Origin of the sequence: Bradyrhizobium sp. Ec3.3, from assembly GCF_000472925.1 — a bacterium.
Classification (GTDB): Bacteria; Pseudomonadota; Alphaproteobacteria; order Rhizobiales; family Xanthobacteraceae; genus Bradyrhizobium.
On record NZ_AXAS01000011.1, the window covers coordinates 109,616 to 129,361 of the forward strand.

20 protein-coding genes are annotated in these 19,746 nt (G+C 63.7%); 13 read left to right on the forward strand and 7 right to left on the reverse strand.

What is annotated here, in order from left to right:
• Nucleotides 1–35 precede the first annotated feature (35 nt).
• Together YUU_RS0113010 and YUU_RS0113015 are read right to left on the reverse strand one after the other, a co-directional pair.
• Entirely contained in the window at nucleotides 36–251 is a 216-nt protein-coding gene (locus YUU_RS0113010; protein WP_027522754.1) for a SlyX family protein, read from the reverse strand.
• The gene (locus YUU_RS0113015) at nucleotides 244–1,011 is read right to left on the reverse strand and encodes a rhodanese-related sulfurtransferase (RefSeq protein WP_027522755.1); all 768 of its coding nucleotides are present in this window, start codon (nucleotides 1,009–1,011) and stop codon (nucleotides 244–246) included. The genes YUU_RS0113010 and YUU_RS0113015 overlap by 8 nt, the downstream gene beginning before the upstream one ends.
• Before the next feature lie 186 nt (nucleotides 1,012–1,197).
• Between YUU_RS0113015 and ggt the strand changes: the two genes are divergently transcribed.
• Nucleotides 1,198–2,784, forward strand: a complete 1,587-nt coding sequence (gene ggt, locus YUU_RS0113020; RefSeq protein ID WP_027522756.1) for a gamma-glutamyltransferase — start codon at nucleotides 1,198–1,200, stop codon at nucleotides 2,782–2,784.
• Between the two features lie 76 nt (nucleotides 2,785–2,860).
• The gene (locus YUU_RS0113025; protein WP_027522757.1) at nucleotides 2,861–3,325 is read left to right on the forward strand and encodes an FKBP-type peptidyl-prolyl cis-trans isomerase; all 465 of its coding nucleotides are present in this window, start codon (nucleotides 2,861–2,863) and stop codon (nucleotides 3,323–3,325) included.
• Between the two features lie 86 nt (nucleotides 3,326–3,411).
• Here YUU_RS0113025 and YUU_RS0113030 read toward each other — a convergent pair whose 3' ends face one another.
• On the reverse strand, nucleotides 3,412–3,630 hold the full coding sequence (locus tag YUU_RS0113030; protein WP_027522758.1) for a CsbD family protein: 219 nt from the start codon (nucleotides 3,628–3,630) through the stop codon (nucleotides 3,412–3,414).
• Between the two features lie 126 nt (nucleotides 3,631–3,756).
• Here YUU_RS0113030 and YUU_RS0113035 point away from each other — a divergent pair, with 126 nt between their 5' ends.
• The 4 genes from YUU_RS0113035 to YUU_RS0113050 all read left to right on the forward strand — a co-directional run bounded on the left by YUU_RS0113035 (nucleotide 3,757) and on the right by YUU_RS0113050 (nucleotide 6,546).
• Nucleotides 3,757–4,266: a cupin domain-containing protein gene (locus tag YUU_RS0113035; protein WP_027522759.1), complete on the forward strand. Its 510-nt coding sequence runs from the start codon at nucleotides 3,757–3,759 to the stop codon at nucleotides 4,264–4,266.
• Between the two features lie 180 nt (nucleotides 4,267–4,446).
• On the forward strand, nucleotides 4,447–5,463 hold the full coding sequence (locus tag YUU_RS0113040) for an alpha/beta hydrolase (protein WP_027522760.1): 1,017 nt from the start codon (nucleotides 4,447–4,449) through the stop codon (nucleotides 5,461–5,463).
• A gap of 131 nt (nucleotides 5,464–5,594) precedes the next feature.
• Nucleotides 5,595–6,023 (forward strand): VOC family protein, encoded by a 429-nt coding sequence (locus YUU_RS0113045; RefSeq protein WP_027522761.1) that lies wholly within the window; start codon nucleotides 5,595–5,597, stop codon nucleotides 6,021–6,023.
• Nucleotides 6,024–6,057: 34 nt separating this feature from the next.
• On the forward strand, nucleotides 6,058–6,546 hold the full coding sequence (locus YUU_RS0113050) for a VOC family protein (protein ID WP_027522762.1): 489 nt from the start codon (nucleotides 6,058–6,060) through the stop codon (nucleotides 6,544–6,546).
• A 132-nt stretch (nucleotides 6,547–6,678) separates the two neighbouring features.
• On the opposite strand, the gene YUU_RS0113055 is transcribed toward YUU_RS0113050, so the two are convergent.
• Both YUU_RS0113055 and YUU_RS0113060 read right to left on the reverse strand, forming a co-directional pair.
• Complete coding sequence (locus tag YUU_RS0113055) at nucleotides 6,679–7,797, reverse strand: hypothetical protein (protein ID WP_027522763.1); 1,119 nt, start codon at nucleotides 7,795–7,797, stop codon at nucleotides 6,679–6,681.
• A 2-nt stretch (nucleotides 7,798–7,799) separates the two neighbouring features.
• The gene (locus tag YUU_RS0113060; RefSeq protein WP_027522764.1) at nucleotides 7,800–8,504 is read right to left on the reverse strand and encodes a FecR domain-containing protein; all 705 of its coding nucleotides are present in this window, start codon (nucleotides 8,502–8,504) and stop codon (nucleotides 7,800–7,802) included.
• 218 nt (nucleotides 8,505–8,722) lie between these two features.
• Here YUU_RS0113060 and YUU_RS0113065 point away from each other — a divergent pair, with 218 nt between their 5' ends.
• The gene (locus YUU_RS0113065) at nucleotides 8,723–9,985 is read left to right on the forward strand and encodes a phospholipid carrier-dependent glycosyltransferase (protein ID WP_035662278.1); all 1,263 of its coding nucleotides are present in this window, start codon (nucleotides 8,723–8,725) and stop codon (nucleotides 9,983–9,985) included.
• Between the two features lie 51 nt (nucleotides 9,986–10,036).
• Here YUU_RS0113065 and YUU_RS0113070 read toward each other — a convergent pair whose 3' ends face one another.
• Nucleotides 10,037–10,681 carry an OmpA family protein gene (locus YUU_RS0113070; protein WP_027522766.1) on the reverse strand — a complete coding sequence of 215 codons (645 nt, stop codon included), beginning with the start codon at nucleotides 10,679–10,681 and terminating at the stop codon, nucleotides 10,037–10,039.
• A 575-nt stretch (nucleotides 10,682–11,256) separates the two neighbouring features.
• On the opposite strand from YUU_RS0113070, the gene YUU_RS0113075 reads away from it, so the two are divergent.
• From YUU_RS0113075 to YUU_RS0113085, 3 genes are all read left to right on the forward strand, one after another.
• Nucleotides 11,257–11,502, forward strand: a complete 246-nt coding sequence (locus tag YUU_RS0113075; protein ID WP_027522767.1) for a hypothetical protein — start codon at nucleotides 11,257–11,259, stop codon at nucleotides 11,500–11,502.
• Nucleotides 11,503–11,625: 123 nt separating this feature from the next.
• Nucleotides 11,626–11,865: a hypothetical protein gene (locus YUU_RS0113080; protein ID WP_027522768.1), complete on the forward strand. Its 240-nt coding sequence runs from the start codon at nucleotides 11,626–11,628 to the stop codon at nucleotides 11,863–11,865.
• 110 nt (nucleotides 11,866–11,975) lie between these two features.
• Nucleotides 11,976–13,154 carry a winged helix-turn-helix domain-containing protein gene (locus YUU_RS0113085; protein ID WP_027522769.1) on the forward strand — a complete coding sequence of 393 codons (1,179 nt, stop codon included), beginning with the start codon at nucleotides 11,976–11,978 and terminating at the stop codon, nucleotides 13,152–13,154.
• A gap of 63 nt (nucleotides 13,155–13,217) precedes the next feature.
• Here YUU_RS0113085 and YUU_RS0113090 read toward each other — a convergent pair whose 3' ends face one another.
• Nucleotides 13,218–13,646 (reverse strand): DUF2809 domain-containing protein, encoded by a 429-nt coding sequence (locus tag YUU_RS0113090; protein WP_027522770.1) that lies wholly within the window; start codon nucleotides 13,644–13,646, stop codon nucleotides 13,218–13,220.
• A gap of 80 nt (nucleotides 13,647–13,726) precedes the next feature.
• Between YUU_RS0113090 and YUU_RS0113095 the strand changes: the two genes are divergently transcribed.
• The 3 genes from YUU_RS0113095 (at nucleotide 13,727) to YUU_RS0113105 (ending at nucleotide 19,734) form a co-directional block, all read left to right on the forward strand.
• Nucleotides 13,727–15,070: an MFS transporter gene (locus YUU_RS0113095; RefSeq protein WP_027522771.1), complete on the forward strand. Its 1,344-nt coding sequence runs from the start codon at nucleotides 13,727–13,729 to the stop codon at nucleotides 15,068–15,070.
• 242 nt (nucleotides 15,071–15,312) lie between these two features.
• The gene (locus tag YUU_RS0113100; RefSeq protein ID WP_027522772.1) at nucleotides 15,313–16,419 is read left to right on the forward strand and encodes an efflux RND transporter periplasmic adaptor subunit; all 1,107 of its coding nucleotides are present in this window, start codon (nucleotides 15,313–15,315) and stop codon (nucleotides 16,417–16,419) included.
• A gap of 174 nt (nucleotides 16,420–16,593) precedes the next feature.
• A complete protein-coding gene (locus YUU_RS0113105) occupies nucleotides 16,594–19,734 on the forward strand; it encodes an efflux RND transporter permease subunit (RefSeq protein ID WP_027522773.1) in 3,141 nt (1,046 codons plus the stop codon).
• Nucleotides 19,735–19,746: the final 12 nt, after the last annotated feature.

A 19,746-nucleotide genomic window follows, 5' to 3' on the forward strand; every position in this document is an offset into this window, starting at 1 on the left:
TCATCCGAATCGCATCGCGCTTTAAAGCCCGCCCCTCAGTAATGCGGCGGGCGCTCGTTGCCGGGGCCGGGCGCGTTGGCTTCGGCCTCCTGGAGACGCTCGCTCAGCGCTGCGATCTGCCGCGTCAGCGCATCGATCTGCTTCCACTGCGCGGTGATGGTCTGGTTGAGCTGCTCGATGGTGTCATCCTGATAGGCGAGCCGTGCTTCGAGCGTGTCGATGCGTTCGCTGAGCGTCTCGATCTCATTCATCGGCGGAGGCGTCCTTCTGGCGCTCGCGCAAGCCATGGCCGAGCGCTACGCGCTCGTCGAACACGAAGCACTCTCCGCGCCAGCGGCTTTGCTCCTCCGGCACATCCTCGAGATATCTGAGAATGCCGCCCTTGAGGTGGTAGACCTCGGCGAAGCCGCGCGCGAGCAGATGTGCGCTCGCCTTCTCGCAGCGGATGCCGCCGGTGCAGAACATCGCGATCCTGCGATGCTTTGCGGGATCGAGCTGCTGCGCGGCAAAGTCCTTGAACTCGCCAAAACTCCTGATGCCGGGATCGACGGCGCCTTCGAACGTGCCCATCGCCACCTCGAAGGCGTTGCGGGTGTCGAGCACCAGCGTATCGGGCTCGGCGATCAGCGCATTCCACTTCGAGGCATCGACGTAGGTGCCGACCTGACGCGTCGGGTCGGCGGCGGCGTCACCGAGCGTGACGATCTCCTTCTTCAGCCGCACCTTGAGCCGGCCGAACGGCATCGCCTCGCTGGTCGAGAACTTCAGTTCGAGATTGTCGAGCCGTCCGCCGAACATGTCGCCGTGCGCGAGCTCATGGGCAAAGGCATCGATCGCCTCCGCAGTGCCAGCGACCGTGCCGTTGATGCCTTCCTGTGCCAGCAGCACGCTGCCCTTGATGCCTAGGCCGGCGCAGAACGCGCGCAGCGGCTCACGCAGCTCGCGGTGATCTGCGAGCGGCGCGAACTGGTAGAAAGCGGCAACCTTGAAAGCCTTGTTCTTGGGAGTCATGGCGGCCCGTTTAGCAGGCGGCAGCCGTCCAGAAAACCCGCAGAAATGCGCCCCATTCGCACAGCGGATGGCAGCCATTTCCGTGGTATGCCAGCATTGCCCGGCGGGGTCCGAATGTGTCATGAAGACCCGGATTTTCGAGAGGGCGCGACGTGCGCGGCCCGCGGCAAGAGAGCAGAACAGGCAATGAGAAGCTTCCATTTCCCCGGCAGGTCCACAGTCCACGCCCAGAACGCGATGGTGGCGACCTCGCACCCGCTGGCCGCGCTCGCGGCGGTCGAGGTACTGCGTGAGGGTGGCACGGCGGCGGACGCGGCGGTCGCGGGCAGCCTGCTGCTCGGGGTGATCGAGCCGCAATCGACCGGCATCGGCGGCGACTGCTTTGCACTGATCCAGCCGCGAGGCGAGGGCAAGATCACTGCCTATAACGGCTCGGGCCGGGCGCCGAAGGCCGCCAATGTCGAGTGGTATCTGGAGCGCAAGATCAATTCCGTGCCGCTGACCTCGGCGCACGCGGTCTCGATCCCCGGCGCGGTCGACGCCTTTGCGACCGTGCTGCGCGACCACGGCAAGTTCGGTTTCGACCGTCTGGCCAAGCCAGCGATCAAGGCGGCGGAGGAGGGCTACGTCGTCGCCCCCCGCATCGCCTTCGACTGGAAGAACCAATTCGAGAAGCTGAAGAACGGCACCAACACCGAGCGCTATCTGCTGCCGCACGGCAGGCCGGCGGTGGCCGGCGACGTCATCCGCCAGCCTGAGCTCGGAAAGACGCTGCGCGCGATCGCCAAGGACGGCCGCGACGCTTTTTACAAGGGTGCAATCGCCGAGGACATGGTCGAGACGCTGCGCTCTATCGGCGGCCTGCACACGCTCGACGATTTCGCCGATCATACCACCGAGGTGACCACGCCGATCGGCACGACGTACAAGGACTACGATGTCTGGCAGTGCCCGCCCAACGGGCCCGGCATCACCATGCTGGTCATGCTGAACATCCTGTCCCGGTTCGACCTGTCGAAGTTCGCGCCGCTCAGCGTCGAGCGCTTCCATCTCGAGGCGGAAGCCGCGCGCATCGCCTACATGATCCGCGAGATGCATGTCGCCGATCCCGCCCACATGAAGATCGACGTCGCAAAAATCCTCGCGAAGGAATTCGCCGACGAGTACATCGCAAAAATCCGCATGGACGGGTTGCTCGACCTGCCCAACGTCGCGCCGCCGATGAACCCCTCGACCATTTACATCGCCGTGGTCGACAAGGATCGCAACGTCTGCTCCTTCATCAACTCGATCGCGCATTCCTTCGGCTCGGCGATCGTGTCGAACAAGACCGGCGTGCTGCTGCAGAACCGCGCCGGCGGCTTCCGCATCCAGCCGGATCACCCCAATTGCATCGCCGGCGGCAAGCGCCCGCTGCACACGATCATTCCGGCGCTGCTCACCAAGGCGGGTCGCGCGATCATGCCGTTCGGCGTGATGGGCGGGCAGTATCAGCCGGTTGGCCAGACGCATGTCCTGACCAACATCCTCGACTATGGCTGCGACGTGCAGGAGGCGATCGATATGCCGCGCGGCCTGCATTACGAGGGCGTCTATCAGCTCGAAGACAGTGTGCCGGCGGCGGTCGTCGATGGCCTGAAGAAGCTCGGCCACAAGACCACGAGTCTCGTCGGCCCGCTCGGCGGCGGCCAGGCGATCTGGATCGACTGGGACAAGGGCACGCTGACCGGCGGCTCCGATCCTCGCAAGGACGGCTGCGCGCTCGGCTATTGAGTGAGGCGCCCTCGACGGGCTGGCCACGCCCGGCGCGTTGCGCTAGACACCTCCCGCTCCAAATGGAAGGTGTCTTATGCAGCGTGTCCAGCGTGCACTCCTCACCCTCATGTCGGCGCTCGCGATCACGGTGATCAGCGCAGTGTCGGCATTCGTCTCCACCCCGGCATCGGCCCAGACCGCAGGAAAAACCATGACCACAGCTTCAGGCCTCGAGATCATCGACAGCGTCGTCGGCACCGGCGCCTCCCCCAAGCCCGGCCAGATCTGCGTGATGCACTACACCGGCTGGCTCTATGAGAACGGCAAGAAGGGCAAGAAATTCGACTCTTCCGTCGACCGCAACGAGCCGTTCGAGTTTCCGATCGGCAAGGGCCGCGTGATCGCCGGCTGGGACGAGGGCGTTGCCACCATGAAGGTCGGCGGCAAGCGCACGCTGATCATCCCGCCGCAGCTCGGTTACGGCGCACGCGGCGCCGGCGGCGTGATCCCGCCGAATGCGACGCTGATGTTCGACGTGGAATTGCTCGGGGTGAAGTGACGGCAGGTACCAGCGCGAACAAAAAGACCGGCCTTGCGGCCGGTCTCCTCGTTTTCAGTCCCGCTCGTTTTTCAGTCCCGTGCGCCTTACTCTGCCGTGCGCTTGGCGTTCGCCGCGGCGCGATCGATCGCTTCCTTCGCGGCGTCCTTGGCATCGCCCATGACCTGCTGGCCCTTGCCCTTGATCTCCTGCACGGTGCCTTCGCCCTTCATGCGATCGGAACCGGTGGCCTCGCCAATGCCCTGCTTGGCCTTGCCGATCGCCTCGTTGCTGGCGCCCTTGATCTTGTCGGTCGTGCTACCCATGAAAATCTCCTTCCATCTTGGTTGCAAGGACAACGCCACGCGCCTAAGAGCGTTCCGATTTTGGTATGGCTTGATGCCGCGGCTTTGGTTAGCCTGCCGTGCACGGAACCAATGGAAAGCAGACACATGAGCGGCCACGACCACACGCACTCTCATCATCACGATCATGACGATCGCTGGAAACATGACGGCGTGCGCGTGATCCCCGGCAACCAGCTCGATCCCAATGTTCCCTCGACGCCTGGCATGGACCGCAAGGCCGCGATCAATTTCGCGCGCGTCGGCGCGCAGAAATTGTGGGCCGGAACGGTCAGCATCAAACCTGATGCGAAGACCGGCGCGCATCATCACGGTCATCTCGAAAGCATCATCTTCGTCGTGAAAGGCAAGGCGCGCATGCGCTGGGGCGAGCAGCTCCAGTTTACTGCCGAAGCCGGCCCCGGCGACTTCATCTACGTGCCACCTTACGTGCCGCACCAGGAGATCAACGCCAGCCCCGACGAGGTTCTGGAATGCGTGCTGGTGCGCAGTGACGGCGAGGCGGTCGCGATCAATCTCGACGTCGAGCCGGTCGAGAAGCCCGAAACCGTGCTGTGGATCGACCCCGTGCACCGCGATCCGAACGAGGCGAAGTGAACTGATCTCTCTCCGCCGTCATTGCGAGGAGCGAAGCGACGAAGCAATCCAGCATCCTTGCGGATGCATTTCGGGATTGCTTCGCTGCGCTTGCAATGACGGAGAACTCGGCTGACGCCTTCCGCTACGTCTGCTAGGCTTCGCTGGAGCCTACATGAAGACGAGGCGACGGAGGTCATCATGGCGAAGCCCGATCATTTGCTGCCACGGCGTAGACTGATCAAAGGGGCAGGCGCGAGCATCGTAGGTGCCGCGCTCACCAACGCACTCCCCGCCGCGGCCGCCGATCAACCCTCCGACATCTGGTCCAGCGAATACTGGGCCAAGAAGGGCGATGTGCCCTTGTGGATGTACCGCAAGCGGCTCGGTGCGCCCAAGGCGGACGAGGTGGCACGGCCGGTCGTGGTGTTCGTGCACGGCTCCTCCGTCACCTCGCGGGTGTTCGATCTCAGCGTGCCCGGCAAGGGCGAATACTCCACCATGAACGAGTTCGCCCGCTACGGCTTCGACTGCTGGACGCTGGATCACGAGAACTACGGCAAGTCGGGGCGCACCTCCGGCAATTCAGATATCGCAAGCGGCGTTGCCGATCTGAAGGCCGCGATGGAGGTGATCACGCGCGAGACCGGGCAGAAGAAATTCCATTTCGTCGGGGAGTCCTCGGGTGCGTTGCGGGCCGGCGCTTACGCCATGGTCGCGCCAGAACGCATCGACCGGCTTGTGTTCGCGGCCTTCACCTACAAGGGCGAGGGCTCGCCGACGCTGACCAAGCGGGCCGAGCAGGTCGACTATTACCGCACCCACAACATGCGCAAGCGCGACCGTGAGATGATCCGCTCGATCGCGACCCGCGACAAACCAGGCACCAGCGATCCCGCCGTCATGGACGTGCTCGCCGAGGTCGAGCTTCAGTTCGGCGATCAGATGCCGACCGGCACCTACCTCGACATGACGGCCAATTTGCCGGTGGTGGACCCGGAGAAGGTGCTCGCACCGGTGCTCCTGGTGCGCGGGGAGTTCGACGGCATCGCGACCGTCGCCGACCTCGAGGCGTTCTACAACAAGCTGCCGAACGGCGACCGGCAATTCGTCATCCTGCCGGGAACCGCGCATTCGGTGGTGCTGGCGATCAATCGGGCGCTGTTCTGGCATGCCACGCGGGCATTTTTGACGATGCCGACGCCGATCGCGACCTGACGAAAAATTGCGCGCGGGCGTTCGGTGCGACAGAACCCCGCAGTGTGACAGTCCGAAAAATATTCGGAAGCCGTGTCGGATGGCTGCTGGGTCATCCGTCCTTGGGCAGAACCCCGCCCAAGGAGCTTCCGATGCCCAGGATGATCTTCGTCAATCTGCCGGTGACCGATCTCAAGCGCGCAACCGTCTTTTACGAGGCAATAGGCGCGACCAGGAACCCGCAATTTAGTGACGACACGGCGTCCTGCATGGTCTTTTCCGAGACCATCTACGCGATGCTGACGACCCACGACAAATTCCGCCAGTTCACGCCGAAGCCGATCGCAGATGCAAAGATCTCGAACCAGGCGCTGTTCTGCTTGTCCGCCGACAGTCGGAGCGAGGTCGACGATATCGTCGGCAGGGCCGAGGCTGCGGGCGGGGTGGCCGATCCCAGCCCGAAGGACGAATACAGCTTCATGTACGGCCGCAGCTTCGAGGATCCCGATGGTCATATGTGGGGTGTGAATTGGCTGGACATGGCGGCGGCACCGACCCAGCCCGGCATGGCGAACGCTTGATCGAAGCCCAGAGGATGGAAGAGGAGCATTCACGATGTCCAAGCTCGTGCCCTGCATGTGGTTCAACGGCGATGCCGAGGAAGCCGCCAAGTTCTACGTTTCTCTCGTTCCGAATTCGGCGATCACGCACGTCCAGCGCAACGTTTCAGACAATCCGTCCGGCAAGGAAGGCTCCGTGCTTGTCGTCGAGTTCACGGTGGCCGGCCAGCCCCTGGTCGCGCTCAACGGCGGCATGAAGATGGAATACACCCACGCGCTCTCGTTGATGATCCATTGCGACGACCAGGCCCAGGTCGACAGCGTCTGGAGTGCGTTCCTGGCTCATGGCGGCAGTGAAGGGCAGTGCGGCTGGCTCAGGGATCGCTATGGCGTTTCCTGGCAGGTGGTGCCGAAGGTGATGTTCGAATTTCTGTCGAGCCCGGACAAGGCCGCCGCCGCACGCGCGATGCAGGCGATGATGAAGATGGTCAAGCTGGATGTGGACGTTTTGCGCCGCGCATTCGAGGGTAAGTCCGCGGCGTGACCTCAAGGCAGGTGCAGTAGGGTGGGCAAAGGCGCGTTCGCGCCGTGCCCACCATCTGTCCTCGATTAAGAGAGATGTGGTGGGCACGCTTCGCTTTGCCCACCCTACAAGACTATGCCTCGGTGAGGCGTCTCAGTAATTAATCCGCAAGCCGACGCCGCCGTGGATGGTGTTGCCGACGGGCTGCGGGCCGAGCGTGCCGTTGGCGAAGAGGTCGACGATCCACCCTTGCGCGAAGCGGAAGCCGAGGCGGCCGCCATATTCGAACCAGCCTTGATTGCCCATGGTCGGCACCACCGTGCCATTGCCGGTGACGGTGGCGACGATGCCGGAATGGGCGCCGAACGACTGCACCCAGCCGCCGTTGACGTTGGCCTCGACCGTGCTGCCAAACAGATGCGTCCATTGTCCGCCGAGCTTGACGAGGCTGGTGCGGTCGGTGCCGCCCGCGATCGTCGCATCGAACGGATTGATCGCGACGGTCGGATCGCTGTAGCCGGACACGCGCTGCCACAATTGCCAGAACTCGACGGAGGCGGCGACCTCGTCGCGCGGCGACAGCCGGCTCATCCAGCCGGCCCGGCCGTAGACGGCGTAGTTCGAGCTGTCGGTCGAGCCGGTCACGGTGACCGCGCCGAGGCTCGATTGATAGCTGCGGGTGTAGCGTGCCTTCTCCCAGGGCGTGAGCACCGTGCCGATGTCGAAGAAGGGGCGTGACGAGCCCCAGTCGGTGAAATCGTAGCGCAGCGCAAAGGCGCCGATCGGCGCGCTGGTGATGTGGTAGCCACCCTCATTGTATTGCGTATAGGCGAGGCCCGCGAGCAGCGACAGGTTGCTCGTGAGCTCCTTGCGGCCATGGACTCCGGCGGAGAACGAGCCGGCCGAGCCGAACGCGCTGATGCAGTCGCTGCAATTGACCTGCTCGTTGACACCAAGCAGCACCGAGCCGAGCACCCGGTTGGTGATCATCTGGTTGAAGCGCTGGTTGGCGAGGTCGCCGATCGAGCCGGCGCTGGAGTCGGCTCCGGTCGGCCCATTGCCCGGACTGTTCGTCGTCGTCGTCGGCGTAGGCGACGGAGACGGAGACGGAGACGGCGTTGGCGTTGGCGTTGGCGTCGATGTCGTCGTCACGCACTCGCCGTCGCAGCTCGCCGCTGCGGCCGGGCGCGCGCCCGCGCAGAGCAGCGCAAGAGTGGCGCTTGCGGCCAGCGCGACGGCGAGAAGCAGGCGATGTGGCCGGAATATCGCCATGGTCACCGTCCGCACAGCATGCCGTCATCATGGACGGCGGGCGTGATGGTGGGAGAGGCGTCGGCATATTGGTTGACCGAGCAGAGGCCGGCCGCCGCGGTGCAGGTCGCGGCAAAGGTCCAGGGCGGCGTGCTTGTCTTGGTGATCCTGGTCTTGCCGCCGGTCGAGGTAATGATCGCGGTATCGCCCGGCTGGGTAAGCTGGATGCACTGGAAGCCTAGCGTGCAGACGCTGGCAGCGCCTTCCTGCAGCACCACGACCGAGCGGCCGCGCTGGGAGAGGATGTCGAGCGTGGTGCCGCGTACGCCGATGGTCGCCAGCGGCGTCGTGATCTTGTAGGCGGCCTTCTCCGAATGCCCGGTCACGAATCGGAAGGCGCCGGTCGTCATCTGGATCGCGACGTCGCGATAGCTGTGCTCGTCGTTGAAGACAGTGCGGTCCAGCTTGAGCGTGGCGCTCGGTCCGAGTGACAGGTTGGTGCTGTCGGCCATGACGAAGCGCGCCGCGCTATCGGCACCGGTGCGCACGGTCTCGTCGCGTAGCATGCTGTCGCCGACGTTGATCTGCGTCGCCGTCGCCGCGACGCGAACGACTTCCTTCTGGATCACCACGGCTTCGCCGACGCGCGTCTGCGCTTGTGCGGCGGACGCCGTGCAAGAGAGAGCCGCAAGCAATGCAGGAAGAACAACGCGAAATCGCAAAATCATCTCATAGCCGATCGATGTGTCCCGTATCGTACCGGATCGCTCTCGCTTGCGATGTGGTATAATTATCACAAGTAGCGCATCACGAGCGTCATGGTTAGTGACAGTTGCGCCAGAATGCGTTCAATGCGCTGAGCAAAGATATTTTTCTTCGCGGTGAAGCAGATTTGCCACGCAAAACATCCGCACAACGACAGCACCAAGTGACTTCTGCGTCGCCGATGTCGCGGAGCGCAGTGATCCCTGTCGTTATTTTCCTAGTCGCGCATCTCGTGCTTCTGATTGGCGTCTCGACGCCGGACAAATTCGTGTTCGACGAGGTGCATTACGTGCCGGCCGCGCGGCAGATGCTCGAGCCGGTCATGCCGAAACCCGTGCTCAATCCGATGCATCCACCGCTGGCAAAGGAGCTTATCGCGCTGTCGATCGCGGCCTTCGGCGACAATTCGCTGGGCTGGCGCTATCCGGCAACGCTGTTCGGCGCGCTCGCGGTCGTCGCCGTCTATCTTTGCGGCCTCGCGCTGTTTTCGGCCGAAGGCCCCGCGATCGCGGCGGCGCTGATTGCTTTCTTCAACCAGATGTTGTTCGTACAGTCGCGCATCGCGATGCTCGACATCTTTGCGCTTGCCTTCGGCCTGCTGGCGTCGGCGGCCTTCATGCATGGCTTTCGGAGAGAGCGACCGCACCGGTTGTTTGCGCTGGCCGGCGGATTGTTCGGTGTTGCCGCCGCCTGCAAATGGAGCGGCCTGTTTCCGCTGGCGGCCTGCATCGTCATCGTCGCGGCGATCCGCTTGATGCAGAGCTGGCGCACGCTGTTTGCCGACGCGAAGCCGACCGACTGGTATCGGCCCGACCTCTGGCCGGATTTCAGGGCGCAGCATTTCGCGCTCTGCTTCGTCCTGTTGCCGGCGGTGTTCTATCTCGCCGCGTTCCTGCCGCTCTACGGACTGGCGCCATCCGGTCTGATCGAGGCCCAGCGGCGCATCTTCGCCGACAACACCACGACCGCGATCGCCGGGCATACCTATATGAGCTCATGGCCGTCCTGGCCGTTTCTCGTACGTCCGGTGTGGTTCCTGTTCGACAAGGTCGGCGACAACAGCATCTCCGCAGTCGTTTTCCTCGGCAATCCCCTCGTGCTGTGGCCGGCGCTGCTCGCGCTGGCGGTCGTGTTGCGCGACTTCATCGTCACGCGGCGCTGGGATGCGTTCCTCGTCTCGGCATTTTATTTCGGGCCGTATCTTGCCTGGGCGCTGCTGCCGCGCACGCTCGGCTTCATCTACTACTATCTGCCGGCCGCGACCGCGTCCTCGCTCGCACTGGTCTATGTGCTGCGACGTGACAAGCTTCCGCCTTGGGTGCTGTGGGCCTATGTCGCGATCGCAGCCATCGGCTTCGCCGTCATGTTGCCGATCTCCGCCGCCTTCGTCGGCACCTCGATGCAGAACTTCAACCGGCTGATGATCTTCCAGAACTGGATATGAAACTCGCCCGCCGCGGGCGCGGCCGGCGAGTTTTCGAATCGGACGCCGCAATCACTTCGAGGCTGTCGTCTTGGTTTCCATGTTCACGACCTGGACGCGACGGTTGACCGGGTCGGTGCCGTTCGCGGTGTCCTTCAGCTTGGTCTTGCCGTAGCCGACGGTGACGAGGTCACCGGAGCTGAGGCCGTAATTCTGGACCAGGTACTTCTTGATGGTATCGGCGCGCTTCTCGGAGAGATCCTGGTTGAAGGGATCGCTGCCGATCGCATCGGTGTGGCCGGCGACCACGAAGGTCGAGCCCTTCAGCGCCGGGTCGGACAGCGCCTTGCCGAGCGCCTGCACCGACCCCATTGAGGTCTTGGCGATGTTGGCCGAGTTGTAGTCGAACTGGATCTCCAGATCGATCTTCGGCTTGCTCGCCGCGAGCTCGGCGATCTGCTCACGCTCGCCCATCGACAGCGACCGGGTCTGCCGGTTGCGCACGGTGTTGAGGAAGCTCGCCTCCTTGGCCTGATTCGGGGTGTCGGTCTGTGGACCGGTGGACAGCCCGCGGGTCAGGGGCTTCGACTTCAGCGCATCCAGGATCTGGTTGGCGGTGACGTTGTTGTCGCCGGCGAGTGCCAGGCCCGCCGTCAGGGACAGCGCGGCCGAGATGGTAATCGCCTTCAATCCGAAAAATGTGTTGAAACGGGTCATTGTCGTAAATCCTCGCTATGACGCCTGATGGCGATTTGATGCTGCGAGCCTAGGTCAGGTTCAAACACCCTGATGTGATGCGGATCACATTCAGAAAGGATTGATCTCGATGCTTATTCTAGCGCCGGAGCCGGTCAGCATCCAATCGCATGTAGGTCCACGGCAGCGGCCGACCACCGACAAGACAGGGACGTTTGCGTTGGTCGGGAAGCACGCCTGTCTATTCGAGCTTCGAAAGAGCGCTGCGGATCGACCGTCGACTTTTCCCGGCGGCCTCTTCGGCGGCATATGGGCGGATCGTTCGGCCGCCGCTGACGAGCAAACAGGCGAAGCAAAGGCGGCCCGATCGGGGCCGCCCTTCGTTTTGGACACCCTCGCTCGACGATGGTCGCAAAGCGGTCGTCGCGCGGCCCGGCTGCGAACAAGAAATCGGCCAGATGGGCGCCTAGCAAACCCCTTCACCCCGGAAGAAACGCTAGCCCCGCGAAGGGAGCCGGTTCGGAACAGTGCCAAGGCCGAGTGACTATCAGTTCAATCGTGGCGGCCCGCCGGATCGGACGACTTCGCAGAGTTCAATGCCGATCTATATCGGCGCGGCGATGATCGCGGTCGCGATCCTGCTGTCGACATTGGTCACGGGTCTCACCAATCGCTATGTCGGCCTGGAAGGCGTGACCGAGGACAATATGTGGCTGGTCGATCGCCTGACCGGCAGCGTCTATCGCTGCCAGGCGACCGACCGCGGCAAGGCCGCCTGCGAGCCTGATGTTGCGACCGGCAGCATTGGGGACCGTCCCAAGGGGGCGAAGCGCGGGCCTTGAGCCGGGCCCTCCTTGCACTGCAGCAATGAAAGCGTCCTTCTTCGCGAAACGCTCCTCGCAGACAATACGTAGTTGCGAAGGCCGGCACGACGCCGGTTTCGTTTTACTTGAGGAGACTTTTCGATGAAGACTTTGCTGACCGCCGCCGCCTTTGTCGCACTCGCGCTTTCGCCCGCTTCGGCGAAGATGATGGCCTGCACGAGCGCCAATATGGGCGCCACGCTGACGACAGTGGCTGCCATGCCCGATGGTTCGTCCAAGATGGGCATGAACAAGGAAATGGCGATGGCCAACACCGACATGAGCAACGGCAAGATGCCCAGTGCCTGCAAGCACTACATGAAGGCGCAGATGATGAAGTAGCACCGGCCTTCGTGCCGGGGCCGGCCGCGCTGTCAGCAGGTGGCAGCGCGGCTTTTTCGTTGCCGTTGTTTCTTTGCTTGCTTGCGAATCCCGCTACATTGCCGCTCGCAATGTCCCGCACGCCCAAACCACTCCCGCTTCAGACGTCACAGGCGCGACAGATCTGGCTGCACGCGCAACGGCTCGATACCCGCGAGCCCTTTGGCGCGGGCGCGCAAGCGGTTGCCGATGCCATCGCCCATCTCGGCTATGTGCAGATCGACACCATCAACGTCATCGAGCGCTGCCATCACCACATTCTCTACAGCCGCATCCCGTCCTATCGCCGAGCCGACCTGAGCCACGCCCAGAGCGTCGACAGGAGCGTATTCGAATACTGGACGCATGCGCTGTCCTACGTGCCGTCGAGCGACTTCCGTTTCTTCCTGCCGGCGATGCGCGAGCACCGCCGCGAGGGGCACAAATGGTTCGCGTCGGTGACGGCGGCCGACATGCGCAAGGTAATGCGGCTGGTGCGGGCCGGCCCGCTGACGATCCGCGACATCGAGGATGACGTCCTCACCGAGAAAGAGCATCTGTGGCAGAGCCGCAAGCCCTCGAAGCGGGCGTTGCAACTCGCCTTCTACACTGGCGTCGTCACAATCAGCGAACGCCAGGGCATGCTCAAGACCTATGAACTGATGACGCGCCATTTCGGCTGGGACAAGCTGCCGAAGCCGGCCTCAGCGAAGGACGGTATCACCTACCTGCTCGACCGCGCGCTGCGCGCTCAGGGCGTCGTGAGCCTCGATTCGATCTGCCATCTCGACGCGCCGAGCAAGAAGGCGGTGGCGCGCCTGATCGCATCACGGGTCCGACGCGGCGAACTCGTATCGCTTGCTTTGGAAGGCGCGGGCAAGCAGGAGCATTGGGCGACGCCGTCGGCGCTGGAGCCGGGCGAGGGGGCACCGCCCGATCTCGTGCACATCCTCTCGCCCTTCGATCCCCTGATCATTCAGCGCAAGCGCACCAATCTCATCTTCGGCTACAATCACCTCTTTGAAGCCTATGTGCCGAAGGCCAAGCGCAAGCTCGGCTATTTCGCGCTGCCGGTGCTCGTCGGCGACGAGATCGTGGCCGCGCTGGACCTCAAGACCGATCGGCAAAACAAGAAACTCCTGATGCAGAAATGGACCTGGGTCGGCAACGGCAAGAAGACGGCCGGCCGCAAGGAGCTGAAGCGCAGGATCGAGGACGAGCTCGATCGCTTCGAGCGGTTTCAATTGGCGGAGGAAGTCGCGGCTTCGTAGGGTGGGCAAAGCGAAGCGTGCCCACCGCTTATGTTTCGTTGAGGCAAGATGGTGGGCACGGCGCTAGCGCGCCTTTGCCCACCCTGCGATCTGATCGAGCCAGGCGCCGACAACAATACCCACGACATAGGCCAAAACATTCCACAGCGAAAAGATCCGCCCCAGGAGCAGCGCGCCGGCGGTCGTGAGGCGGAACGCATCGAGCCACGGTGTATGCACCAGCCGGGACAACTCGACCAGAACCGCAATCGCCGTCGCAATGGCCGCAATCTTCGTCCGCGTCAGGTGTGGCAGCACGGCGCCGACCAGCAAAAACACCATGGTCGCCCATAGCAGCGAGCCGCCATACTTCACGACGAAAGCGGGCAGCCCAAGCGGAAAGCCATACCAGCGCAGGGTGAGGCCGCAGGCGATCACGACGAGAGCGAGGGCGGCGCGGACCAGCGATACCTGCAAAGGCGCAACAGGGGTGGTCGATTGCGTTCCGTGCATTGCTCGCTCCATTGACTCTTTCGCCGCGATGCTCAAAACCGCCCTCGGACCTGAGAAAAGCAACAACCAAGGGGGACGCCATGAGCCAGACCGCTACCTTTGCCGGTTCCGCAGGCACTGCCAAGAACCCTAACAAGAGCGCGGTCGAGACCTCGACCATCCGCGCCATCTCCTGGCGCCTGATTCCTTTCCTGGTGCTGGCCTACTTCTTTTCCTATCTCGACCGCGTCAATCTCGGCTTCGCGGCGCTGACCATGAATGCGGAGTTGAAGTTCACGCCGCTGATCTTCTCCTGGGGCGCCGGCATCTTCTTCATCGGCTATTTCATCTTCGAGGTGCCGAGCAACCTGGCGCTGGAGAGATTCGGCGCGAGCCGCTGGATCGCCCGCATCATGGTGACCTGGGGCGTGATCTCGGCGCTGATGGCGACGGTCAACGGCGTCACCAGCTTCTACGTCCTGCGCTTCTTGCTCGGTGTCGCCGAAGCCGGCTTCTTCCCCGGCATCATCCTTTATCTCACCTATTGGTACCCTGCCGAATATCGCGCGCGCTTCCTCGCGGCCTTTGCCATTGCGGTGCCGGTCTCGACTGTGATCGGCGCGCCGATCTCGGGCCTGCTGCTCGGGCTCGACGGTGTGCTGGGCCTGCAGGGCTGGCAGTGGCTGTTCATCATCGAGGGCGTGCCGTCGGTGCTGCTTGGCATCGTCACCTGGTTCTATCTCACCGACAAGCCGGAGAAGGCGGATTGGCTGTCGGCCGAGCAGAAGGCGTGGCTCAAGGCCAGGCTTGATTCGGAAGTCGCAGCCAAGCAGGCGGTGAAGCACCTCTCGCTCGGCGAAGCCTTGTCGTCGCCGAAGGTGATAGCGCTGAGCCTGATCTATTTCGGCTTCGTCGGTGCGCTCTACGGCATGCAGTTCTGGCTGCCGCAGATCGTGAAGGCTTTTGGGCTCACAAATGCGCAGACCGGCTTCGTCACCGCGATTCCGTACCTGTTCGGCACCATCGCCATGATCCTGTGGGCGCGGCATTCCGATGCCACGCGCGAGCGTGTGATGCATGTCGGTGCGCCGCTGCTGCTCACTGCCGTCGCGCTCGGCGTCTCCTCATATCTCACCGATCCCACCCTGACGATGGTGGCGCTGACGGTGGCCGCGATCGGCGTATTCTGCTGCTTCGGCGTGTTCTGGACCCTGCCGACCGCCTGGCTTTCCGGTATGGCGGCCGCCGGCGCCATCGCCCTGATCAACTCGATCGGCAATCTCGCCGGCTTCGCCGGGCCCTATTTGATCGGCTGGGTCAAGGAAGCCACCGGCCAGACCTCGACCGGCCTCCTGGTTCTCGCGATCCTGCCCCTGATCGCCGGCATCCTGGTGTTCGTCGGCGGCCACGAGAGCGAGCACGAGTTCGCCGAGCACGGGCGGTAGCCTTCATGCGTCGCCCTGGCGAAAGCCAGGGCCCATACCCCGCGGCCCCTCTTGGGGCAGGTGGGGAGACGTTTCTTTCAACAACAGACTTCAGGGGTAATGGGCCTTGGCTTTCGCCAGGGCGACGGGAGGGAGACCCACTACTATCCCCTAACGCTCACGTTTTTCTGATGACTGACGATTATTGACTTTTATCAGTGATTAGTCGACATTTCTCCGGAACACAGTCGCAGGAGTGTCCGATGTTCGTCCGGTCGATTTTGTCGAGCTATTCCAGGCTCTTGGCAGGTGCTTCGCTGGCCCTGATGGCCGTGGCGCTGGCCGGATGCAATGACACCGTGGCGCAAAAGGCCGAGCCACCGCGGCCGGTTCTGGTCGCAACCGCCCATTACGAGGCCGACACGCCGGAGCGTAGCTTCGTCGGCACCATCCGGCCCCGGATCGAGAGCGACCTCGGTTTCCGCGTCGCCGGCAAGGTGGCCAAGCGCCTCGTCGAGGTCGGCCAGACCGTCGAGGAGGGCCAGCCGCTCGCGACCCTCGATGAAGTCGATCTGAAGCTTCAGGCCGAGCAGGCCGTGGCCGAGCAGACTGCAGCGACCGGCGTGCTGGCCCAGGCTGCCGCCGCAGAGCAACGTGCCAAGGACCTCAAGGCCAAGGGCTGGACCACCGACGCGCAGATGGATACGAGCCGTGCGGCCGCCGACGAGGCCCGCGCGCGGTTGAATCGCGCCGAGCGCTCGGTCGAGCTGACCAAGAATTCCCTTTCCTACGCGACGCTCAACGCCGACGCCCGCGGCGTCGTCACCGCAACGCTGATCGAGCCCGGCCAGGTGGTCGCCGCGGGCCAGGCTTCGATCCGCGTCGCCCGCTTTGCCGAGAAGGAAGCGGTCGTCGCGATCCCTGAGACGCTGGTCGGACGCGCCAAGTCGGGCGTCGCCAGCGTCACTCTTTGGTCGGAGCCGAACAAGAAGTACGCCGCCAAGCTGCGCGAGATCGCGCCTGCCGCCGATCCGGCCACGCGCACCTATCTTGCGAAATTCTCGCTGCCGGAAGCCGACGACAAGGTCGCGCTTGGCATGACCGCGACGCTGACGCTGTCGGATGCCGCCACCGAGCGCGTCGCGCGGCTGCCGCTGTCGGCGCTGTTCAACGAAGGCGGCAAGCCCTCCTTCTACGTCGTGGACGACAACGGCGCCGTCGCGCTGAAGCCAGTCACGGTGAAATCCTACGAGAGCAACGACGTCGTCATCACCAGTGGCGTGGAAGAGGGTGCGAAGATCGTCGCGCTCGGCGTGCAGAAGCTCGATCCGAACCAGAAGGTCCGGATCGTGTCCTCGCTGTCGTTCTAATACGGTTCCGTCATTGCGAGGTGAGTTTCGGCCGTCGCGCGAATGCGATGGAAGAAGCGGCGAAGTGATCCAGAACCTGCCCAGCCCCCTGGATCGCTTCGCTACCTCGCAATGACGGGTTGAAGGGTTGGTTGTTTTGTTTTTGGCAATTGGGTCATCTCTGGAGAGAGTGCGATGAAGCGCTTCAACCTTTCCGCCTGGGCCGTCAGCCATCCGACGCTGGTCCTGTTCCTGATGATCGTGCTCGGCGCCGCCGGCTTCTTCTCCTATCAGAAGCTCGGCCGCGCCGAGGATCCGTTCTTCACGGTGAAAGTGGTCAACGTCTCGGTGATGTGGCCGGGTGCGACGGCGCAGGAGATGCAGACCCAGGTCGCCGATCCCATCGAGAAGAAGCTTCAAGAGCTGCCCTATTTCGAGAAGGTGCAGACCTACTCGAAGCCCGCCTTCACCGCGATGCAGGTGACCTTCCGCGACAACACGCCGCCGAAGGACGTGCCGTATCTTTTCTATCTCCTGCGCAAGAAGCTCGTCGACGTGCAGGGCCAGCTGCCGTCGGGCATTCTCGGCCCCGTCGTCAATGACGAGTTCTCCGACGTCGATTCGATTCTCTACATGATGACCGGCGACGGCGCTGATTATGCGCAGCTCAAGAAGACCGCCGAAGGTTTCCGCCAGCGCCTCCTCAAAGTTCCGGGCGTGACCAAGGTCGACGTCTACGGCACACAGGACGAGCGCATCTATGTCGAGTTCTCGCATGCGAAACTCGCGACTCTCGGCATCACGCCGCAGGCGCTGTTCGATTCGCTGGCCAAGCAGAATAACGTGACCCCCGCCGGCACGGTCGAAACGTCCTCGCAGCGCGTGCCGCTGCGCGTGACCGGCGCGCTCGACGGCGCCAAGGCTGTTGCCGAGACGCCGGTCGAAAGCAATGGCCGCGTCTTCCGCCTCGGCGACATCGCAACCGTCACCCACGGTTACGTCGATCCGCCCAGTTTCGTCGTGCGCCAGGAAGGCAAGCCCGCGATCGGTATCGGCGTCGTCACTGCCAAGGGCGCCAACATCCTCGAGCTTGGCAAGGAGGTCGAAAAGGCGACCAGCGAATTCATGAAGGCGGTGCCGCAGGGCATCGACGTCGAGCTGATCGCCGACCAGCCCCACGTGGTCGAGCATGCGGTGGGCGAGTTCGTGCACTCCTTCGTGGAAGCGCTTGCGATCGTGCTGTTCGTGTCCTTTGTTGCACTCGGCTGGCGCACCGGCATCGTGGTCGCCCTCTCGGTGCCGTTGGTGCTCGGCATCGTGTTCATCGTCATGAACTCGATGTCGCTCGACCTGCACCGCATCTCGCTTGGCGCGCTGATCATCGCGCTCGGCCTTTTGGTCGACGACGCCATCATCGCAGTCGAGATGATGGTGGTGAAGATGGAGCAGGGCTGGGACCGCATCCGCGCGGCATCCTTTGCCTGGGAATCCACTGCGTTTCCGATGCTCACGGGAACGCTGGTCACGGCCGCTGGCTTCCTCCCCATCGGCTTTGCCAATTCGGCGGTCGGCGAATATGCCGGCAGCATCTTCTGGATCGTGGCGATCGCGCTGGTCGCGTCCTGGTTCGTCGCGGTGATCTTCACGCCCTATATCGGCGTCAAGCTGTTGCCCAACATCAAGCTGCACCACAACCACGATCCGCACGCGGTCTATGAGACCCGCATGTACCGCGGCCTTCGCGCCATCGTGCAATGGTGCGTCAACCACCGCATCACGGTGGTGGTCGCGACCGTCGGCGTCTTCGTCGCCTCGATCGTCGGCTTCGGCCATGTGCAGCAGCAGTTCTTCCCGCTGTCCGAGCGGCCCGAGCTGTTCCTCCAGCTCCGCCTGCCGGAAGGCACCGCCTTCAACGTCACCGAAAAGGCGGTGAAGGATGCCGAGAAGCTGTTGAAGGATGACCAGGACATCGCGACCTACACGGCCTATGTCGGGCAGGGTTCGCCGCGCTTCTGGCTCGGCCTCAATCCGCAGCTGCCGAACGAGGCCTTTGCCGAGATCGTCATCGTCGCCAAGGGTGTCGAGGCGCGCGAGCGCATCAAGGCGAAGCTCGAGAACGCCGTTTCCGACGGCGCGCTCAACGAAGCCCGCGTCCGCGTCGACCGCTTCAATTTCGGTCCCCCGGTCGGCTTCCCCGTGCAGTTCCGCGTGATCGGCCCCGATCCCAACAAGGTGCGCGAGATCGCCTACCAGGTCCGCGACGTCATGCGGCAGAATAAGAACGTCAAGGACGTCCAGCTCGACTGGAACGAGCAGTCGCCGTATCTCAAGCTCGTCGTCGATCAGGACCGCGCGCGTGCGATGGGCCTCACCCCGCAGGAGGTCTCGCAGTCGCTCGCGATGCTGATCTCCGGTGCGCAGGTCACGACCGTGCGCGACGGCATCGAGAAGGTCGGCGTGGTCGCCCGTGCGATTCCGTCCGAGCGGCTCGACCTCGCCCATGTCGGCGATCTCACCATCACCTCGCGCAATGGCGTTGCCGTCCCGCTCCAGCAGATTGCCAAGATCGAGTATTCCCACGAGGAGCCGATCCTGTGGCGGCGCAACCGCGACATGGCGATCACCGTGCGCTCCGACGTCGTCGACGGTGTCCAGGCGCCCGACGTCACCAGCCAGATCACGCCGAAGCTGCAACAGATCAAGGACTACCTCGAGCCGGCCTACCGCATCGAGCCGGGTGGCGCGTTCGAGGAATCCGCCAAGGGCAATGCCTCGATCTTCATCCTCTTCCCGGTGATGGTCATGGTGATGCTGACGCTGTTGATGATCCAGCTCCAGAGCTTCTCACGCCTGATCCTGGTGTTCCTCACCGCGCCGCTCGGCATCGTCGGTGCGTCCCTCGGGCTCAACGTCGCCAACCAGCCGTTCGGCTTCGTGGCGCTGCTCGGCCTGATCGCGCTCGCCGGTATGATCATGCGCAACGCGGTCATCCTGGTCGACCAGATCGAGACCGACGTCTCCCATGGCCTGACCCGGCGCGAGGCGATCGTGGAGGCGACCGTCCGGCGTGCGCGTCCGGTGGTGCTGACCGCGCTCGCCGCGATCCTCGCCATGATCCCGCTGTCGCGCTCGGCGTTCTGGGGCCCGATGGCGATCACCATCATGGGCGGATTGTTCGTTGCGACCTTCCTGACGCTCCTGTATCTGCCGGGCCTCTACGCCCTGTGGTTCCGCAAGAGCCTCGACGAGGCTGGAACGGCCGAGCAGCCGGAGGTTGCGCCGCAGCATGGCAGCGATGCCGAGCCCGCATTTCCGCTTGCTGAAGCGGCTGAATAAATGAAGAGTGAG